A 5,147-nucleotide genomic window follows, 5' to 3' on the forward strand; every position below is an offset into this window, starting at 1 on the left:
GCTGCACCGGCGGCAGCACAGGCACGTCAGGCGCCGAGGCCGACGTCGCGGGAGCCGGCGGCCCCACCAGGGCGGTCCTGGCCAGCCAGTAGTCGAAAACCTTGCGGGCAATGGGCGCCGCGACGCTGGCCCCCCAGCCGGCGTTCTCGACCAGCAACGCCACGGCGATGCGCGGCCGGTCGAACGGCGCGAAACCCATGAACAAGGCATGGTCGCGCAGGCGCTCGTCGAGTTCGCTGGCCCGGTACTGCGAGCCCCGCAGGCTGAAGACCTGCGCCGTCCCCGTCTTGCCAGCCGCCTGGTAAGGCGTATTGGCAAAGGCGCGCCGGGCCGTGCCGGTGCGCACCACATCGGCCATGGCCGCCTTGATGATGTCCACGTTCTGTTTCTTCAGCGGGATCTGGTACTGCGGCTTGGACGGCGTGGTGGTTACGTCGCCCGAGCGGGTGTCGCGCACCGCGTGCACCAGGTGCGGCCGGCGGTACGCCCCGTCGTTGGCCAACGTGGACGTGGCCTGAGCCAGCTGCAGCAGTGTGAAAGAGTTGTAGCCCTGCCCCACCGCCACGGAAATGGTTTCGCCCGCATACCAGCGCTGCTGCTCGCGCTGTTTGTAGGCCTTGCGCTTCCATTCAGTGGACGGCAGCACGCCGGTGCGCTCGCCGTCCAGGTCGATGCCGGTGATCTGGCCGAAGCCGAACTGCTTGGAAAAATCGTGCAGGGCATTGACGCCGATTTCGGGGCCCAGCGAATAAAAGTACGTGTCGGACGACACCACGATGGCACGGTGCATGTCGGTCATGCCATAGGCCGCGCCGCCGGCGTTGCGAAAGCGCTGGCCGCCGAATTCGTAGAAGCCCGGATCGGAGATGCGTTCCGTGGCGCTGCGCACGCCCAGTTCGAGCGCCGCCAGGGCCACGAAGGGCTTGTAGGTTGAGCCGATGGGGTAAGTGCCGTAAAGCGGCCGGTTGATCAGGGGATGGTCGGGCGATTCATTCAACATGCGCCAGTTTTCGACATCGATGCCGTCGATGAACAGGTTGGGGTCGAACGACGGCTGCGAAACGAAGGCCAGCACTTCGCCGGTAGTGGGGTCTAGTGCGACCAGCGCGCCGCGCTGGTCGCCGAAGGCCTCTTCGGCGATGCGCTGCAGTTCCAGGTCGATGGACAGCATGATGTCGGCGCCCGGCACGGGATCGGTACGGCGCAGCGTGCGCACCGGCCGGCCGCCCGCCGTGACTTCGACTTCCTCGACGCCGGTCTGGCCGTGCAGTTGCTGTTCCCAGCTTTTCTCGATGCCCTTCTTGCCGATGACGTCGGTGCCGCGGTAGTTGCCCAGCTGGCCGGCGTTGTCCAGGGCCTCGATGTCGTCTTCGGAAATGCGGCCGATATAACCCACCACGTGGCCGGCGGTCTTGCCCTGCGGGTATTCGCGCACCCAGCGCGCGCGCAACTCCACGCCCGGGAACTCGAAGGCATGGGCGGCGAACCAGGCGGCCTCGGTCTCGTTCAGGTTGTTGCGCAGCACCAGGCTGGCGTAGCGGCTGGACTCGATCACGCGGCGCTTGAAGCGGCGCAGGTCGCCCGGGCTGACATACACCACCGGCATCAGCCGGTTGAGCAGGGCGTCGATATCGCCCGCCTGCGCGGGCACCACTTCCAGCGTATAGGTGCGGTAATTGCGCGCCATGACCTGACCGTTGCGGTCCAGGATTTCGCCACGGCGCGGGGCGATGGGCACCACCGCGATGCGGTTGCGGTCGGCGCGTTCAGACAGGCCTTCGTAGCGGTCGACCTGCAAGTACCAGAAACGGCCAGCCAGCACGCCGAAGCACACCAGCGCAAACAGCCCGCCCACCCAGGCGCGCAGCCGGAATCGCTGCCTTTGCTGTTGACCGGTTTTTTTGAATTCGAACATGGCGGGGGCCGCGAAAACCAGGCCCTAGACCGATGACGATTCGACGTCATCGGTGCCACGCTGCGGCAGGTGCAGCACCCAGCCCATCAGGGGCCAGATGGCGGCGGTAAGCGCCACGCTGAGCGTCCAGCCCCAGCCCTGCCACTGGCCGGCCAGCCAGGCGAACACCATTTGCTGCACCAGCCGCGCCATGAAGAACACCGGCAGCATGTGCATGGCCTGGCTCCAGAGATCGAAGCGCTGCAGGCGCCGGTGCAAGGCCACCGCCCCATAGGCCGCCAGGGTATAAGACAGCGCGTGCCCACCCAGCACGCTGGCATCGTGCACGTCCATGAGCAGGCCGAAACAGAAGGCCGCCACCAGGCCGACCCGGCGCGGCTCGTGCACGCACCAGAAGGCCAATACCAGTAGCAAGATATCGGGCGCGCCTTCCCAGACGCGCCAGGGCAGCAGCGACAGCAGCCAGGCGGCCAGCAGCGTGCCCCACACGAATGCGCCGTGCGCCGGGCGCGCCAGGCGCTCGGGATGCACGTTGCCGGGCATGCCCAGGCGGCGCCTGGGCGGCTGTGCCGTGGGGCTATTGCGTTCCACCGGTGTCGGCCTCTTCAAGATCGGACTGCGCCCGCGCCACATCGACCTGCAGCACCAGGAAATGGCGATAGCGCTCGGGGTGGGCCAGGGGTTCGCAGATGGCGCGCGCAAAGCCCGATGCCGTGTCGCGTTCCACCGTCAGCACCTTGGCCACCGGCAGCCCGGCGGGAAACAGGCCGCCGACGCCGCTGGTGACTATGGTATCGCCTTCTTTGATGTCGGCATTGGCGGCCAGGTAGCGCACCTCGATGCGGCCGGGCGTATTGGACCCGAAGGCGATCAGGCGCAACCCATTGCGCAGCACCTGCACCGGCACGGATACGCGTTCGTCGGTGATCAGGGCGGCTTCGGCCGCCATGGGCGTCACGCGCACGATCTGCCCGACCACCCCGCCTTCGTCGATGACCGGCATGCCGGGCGCCAGGCCGGCCTGGCTGCCCTTGTTGAACACCAGGCGCTGCTGGAAGGTATTGGCGGGCTCGTACAGCACTTCCACCACCACGGCGGCCTGCTCGACGGTGTCGGTTACTCCCAGCAGGCGGCGCAACTGGGCATTTTCGGCGGCCAGTTGGGCGGCATGGGTGGCCACCTGCGACAGCTCGATGCGCTGGCGCTGCAAGGCCTCGTTTTCGGTGCGGATGCGGTTGGCGGCGTTGAACCACTCGTTGACCTGCTGGGCCAGGTCGCGCGGGGCCATGACAACCCGCTGGAAGGGGTACAGCGCCATGGCGACGGCCCGGCGCATGGGTTCGAGCACGTGCAGCTGGGAATCCAGGACCAGCAGCGCCAGCGACAGGGCGACCATCACGGCCAACCGGACTTCGGCCGGCGGGCCGCGCCTGAATAGCGGAGGACTGCCTTGTCGTTGCATGAATACCCAGCCCGGACGTCAGACCGCGACCGCTGCGCCGGGCGGTGCCGGCGAGGCGGCGCCCGCCGGCGGGACGGACTTAATCGTTGATGAAAATGGCGCCGAGCTTCTCAAGGTGTTCGAGCGCTTCACCGCAGCCACGCACCACGCAGGTCAGGGGATCTTCGGCCACGACCACCGGCAGGCCGGTTTCTTCCTGCAGCAGGCGGTCCAGGTCGCGCAGCAGCGCGCCGCCGCCGGTCAGGGCGATACCCTTGTCGGTGATGTCGGCGCCCAGCTCGGGCGGGGTCTGTTCCAGGGCGATCTTGACGGCGGAAACGATCTGGTTGAGCGGGTCGGTGAGGGATTCCAGGATTTCGTTGGACGACACCGTGAAGCTGCGCGGCACGCCTTCGGCCAGGTTGCGGCCCTTGACTTCGATTTCGCGCACTTCGGACCCGGGGAAGGCCGAGCCGATTTCTTTCTTGATGAGTTCGGCGGTGGGTTCGCCGATGAGCATGCCGTAGTTGCGGCGGATGTAGTTGACGATGGCTTCGTCGAACTTGTCGCCGCCCACCCTGACCGACCCCTTGTAGACCATGCCGCCCAGCGAGATGACAGCCACTTCGGTGGTGCCGCCGCCGATGTCGACCACCATGGAGCCGCTGGCGTCGGACACGGCCAGGCCGGCGCCGATGGCCGCGGCCATGGGTTCTTCGATGAGGTAGACGTGCGAGGCGCCCGCGCCCAGGGCCGATTCGCGGATGGCGCGGCGTTCGACCTGGGTGGAGCCGCAGGGCACGCAGACGATGATGCGCGGGCTGGGCGCCAGCATGTTGCGCGGGTGGACCATGCGGATGAACTGCTTGAGCATCTGCTCGGTTACCGTGAAGTCGGCGATGACGCCGTCTTTCATGGGCCGGATGGCTTCGATGTTGCCCGGCACCCGGCCCAGCATCTGCTTGGCCTCGTGGCCCACGGCCTGGATGATTTTCTTGCCATTGGGGCCGCCTTCATGGCGGATGGCGACAACCGAAGGCTCGTCGAGCACAATGCCCTTGCCCCGGACGTAGATCAGCGTGTTGGCGGTACCGAGGTCGATCGCCATGTCGCTGGAAAAGTAACTGCGCAGGAATCCGAACATGAGGGCTCAGCGAGATTCAGAAATAAGGGCCGGACTGCAGAAAGCGGGCCACAACGAGGCCCGCTGGTGGAGTGCAGCGATTAAACCGTGAATGATAACTTATAATTTCACCGGAAATAGCGCATAAATGCGGGCTATTCATGCTTTGTCACCGCGCGGCCGGGTGTACAACCCAGGTCGGGCAGGCAACCCGCCCCTTCTTCGATTTTTCTCTGCTTCCCCTCATGGCGCTCAATGAACAAGACGTGGCCCGCATCGCCCGGCTGGCCAGAATTGAACTGACTCCTGAACAGCGCGCCCGCGCCCAGGACGAACTCAACGGCATCCTCCACCTGATCGAGCGGCTGCAGGCGGCCGATACCCAGGGCGTAGAGCCCCTGGCCCACCCCCTGTCGGCCCACCAGGACATCACCCTGCGCCTGCGCCCCGATAACGTAACCGAAACCGGCTCGGAAACGCGCCGCGCCGAGCTGCTGGCCAACGCGCCAGACGCCCGCGACGGCCTGTTCCTGGTTCCCAAGGTTATCGAGTAAGCCATGACGACTTCCGCCCTGCACACCCAATTCGGCGGCATCGCCGAACTGCGCGCCGCCCTGGCCGACCGCCAGGTCAGCGCGCGCGAGCTGGCGCAAAGCGCCCTGGCCGCC

5 protein-coding genes are annotated in these 5,147 nt (G+C 66.8%); 1 reads left to right on the top strand and 4 read right to left on the bottom strand.

What is annotated here, in order from left to right; genetic code table 11:
• The 4 genes from mrdA to LPZ50_RS21490 all read right to left on the bottom strand — a co-directional run.
• Positions 1-1,915 (bottom strand): penicillin-binding protein 2 (gene mrdA / locus LPZ50_RS21475; RefSeq protein WP_230664783.1); only part of this gene is annotated, 1,915 nt, incomplete at its 3' end.
• Between the two features lie 24 nt (positions 1,916-1,939).
• Positions 1,940-2,458 (bottom strand): rod shape-determining protein MreD, encoded by a 519-nt coding sequence (gene mreD, locus LPZ50_RS21480; protein ID WP_268903536.1) that lies wholly within the window; start codon positions 2,456-2,458, stop codon positions 1,940-1,942.
• A gap of 34 nt (positions 2,459-2,492) precedes the next feature.
• Positions 2,493-3,377 carry a rod shape-determining protein MreC gene (gene mreC, locus LPZ50_RS21485; RefSeq protein ID WP_230664785.1) on the bottom strand — a complete coding sequence of 295 codons (885 nt, stop codon included), beginning with the start codon at positions 3,375-3,377 and terminating at the stop codon, positions 2,493-2,495.
• A 79-nt stretch (positions 3,378-3,456) separates the two neighbouring features.
• Positions 3,457-4,500: a rod shape-determining protein gene (locus LPZ50_RS21490; protein ID WP_012247450.1), complete on the bottom strand. Its 1,044-nt coding sequence runs from the start codon at positions 4,498-4,500 to the stop codon at positions 3,457-3,459.
• A 224-nt stretch (positions 4,501-4,724) separates the two neighbouring features.
• Between LPZ50_RS21490 and gatC the strand changes: the two genes are divergently transcribed.
• Positions 4,725-5,033, top strand: coding sequence for an Asp-tRNA(Asn)/Glu-tRNA(Gln) amidotransferase subunit GatC (gene gatC / locus LPZ50_RS21495; RefSeq protein WP_230664787.1), 309 nt, complete (start codon positions 4,725-4,727; stop codon positions 5,031-5,033).
• Positions 5,034-5,147: the final 114 nt, after the last annotated feature.

Origin of the sequence: Bordetella petrii (genome assembly GCF_020991325.1) — a bacterium.
GTDB classification, from domain to species: Bacteria; Pseudomonadota; Gammaproteobacteria; order Burkholderiales; family Burkholderiaceae_B; genus Bordetella_A; species Bordetella_A petrii_E.